Source organism: Nonomuraea sp. NPDC049141 (genome assembly GCF_040648415.1).
Taxonomy (GTDB): domain Bacteria; phylum Actinomycetota; class Actinomycetes; order Streptosporangiales; family Streptosporangiaceae; genus Nonomuraea.
The window spans coordinates 1-1,401 of sequence record NZ_JBEZDR010000222.1 but is presented as its reverse complement, the minus strand read 5'-3'; the positions used below and the strand labels follow the sequence as shown (position 1 = coordinate 1,401).

Sequence of the window (1,401 nt, the reverse complement as noted above, 5' to 3'; positions counted from 1 at the left end):
AGCTGCTGCACCGCCTCGGCGACGCTGGCCGGACCATCCTTTTCAGCTCGCACATTTTGGAGGAGGTCGAGCAGGTCTCCGGCACCGTCCAGGTGATGGTCGCCGGGCGGCTGGCCGCCTCCGGCGACTTCCGTACGATCCGCCGGCTGATGACCAACCGGCCGCACGTCTTCGCCGTGCACTCCACCGACGACCGGGCGCTCGCCGTGGCGCTGATGGCGGAGGCGTCGGTGACGGGGGTCGAGCTGGGCCGCGCCGGGTTGACCGTGCGGGCCGGCGACTACGGCGCGTTCACCCGCGTCCTGCCGAAGATCGCCCTGGCGGAGGGCATCCGGGTGCGGCAGTTGGTGCCCGAGGACGAATCCCTGGAGAGCGTCTTCTCCTACCTCGTGGAGGCCTGAACCCATGTCTACCGTTTCCTGGATCACCGTGCGGGGGCTGTTCGGGCGCCGCCGGTTCCTGCTGCTGCTGCCGCTGCCCGTGGTGCTGGTGCTGCTCGCCGTGCTCTCCCGCGCGCTCGGGGTGGACCCGGGCGAGTGGGGTCCGCCGGTGCTGGTCGGCCTCGGCCTGGCCGTGGTGCTCCCGGTGGTCGCCCTGATCGTCGGCACCGGCGTGCTGGGGGCAGAGATCGACGACGGCACGGTCGTGCACATCCTGACCAAGCCGCTGCCGCGCTGGCAGATCGTGCTGCCCAAGCTGGCGGTGGCCGCCGGCGTCACCGCGGTCACCGTCGCCGTGCCGCTCTACGTGGCGGGCGTGCTGGCCGACTCCGTACGCCTCGGGCTGTCGCTCGCCGCCGCGTCGGCGGTCGGTGCGCTGGCGTACTCGGCGCTGTTCGTGGCGCTCAGCCTCCTCACCCGGCGGCCGGTGCTGCTCGGCCTGGTCTACGTGCTGATCTGGGAGGGGCTGCTCGGCAACGTCGTCAGCGGCACCAAGGTGCTCTCCATCCAGCAGTACGTGATCAGCATCGCCGACCGGATGGCCCCCACCGGGCTGCTGGAGGCCGGCGTCTCGGTGCCGGTGGCGGCGGTGATGGCCACTCTGATCAGCGTGGGGTTCACCGCGCTGGCGGTCGACCGGCTCCGTTCGTTCAGCGTGGCCGGCGAGACGAGCTGATCTCCGCCATGACGGTCGTCCGGGCGGCCCCACCTGCGATGGTAGGGCTGGCCGGATGGACCGGTCCGGGCGGCTGCGCGAGGCTGACGGCGTGAGCGCGGAGACGGGGCTGGTGATGTCGCGGGAGTCCCATCCGGGTGCCGGTCGGCACTGGATGGTCAGCCTGGCGGTGGCGGGGCTCGCGGCGGCGGCGACCACCACGGCCGCGCAGGCCACCGGGCACTTCCACTGGTGGGCCGGCTTCGTGCTGATCCCCGGTGCGCTGATCGCCGCCACCGGCGGGCC

At 72.8% G+C, this 1,401-nt stretch carries 2 protein-coding genes and 1 pseudogene; all 3 read left to right on the top strand.

Annotated elements, in window-relative coordinates; all coding sequences use genetic code 11:
• Positions 1-401: pseudogene (locus tag AB0B91_RS66020) on the top strand (ABC transporter ATP-binding protein); the annotation flags it as partial.
• A gap of 4 nt (positions 402-405) precedes the next feature.
• Positions 406-1,116: an ABC transporter permease subunit gene (locus tag AB0B91_RS66015; protein ID WP_357660479.1), complete on the top strand. Its 711-nt coding sequence runs from the start codon at positions 406-408 to the stop codon at positions 1,114-1,116.
• 55 nt (positions 1,117-1,171) lie between these two features.
• A partial coding sequence (locus AB0B91_RS66010; RefSeq protein ID WP_358343232.1) for a hypothetical protein occupies positions 1,172-1,401 on the top strand: 230 nt, incomplete at its 3' end.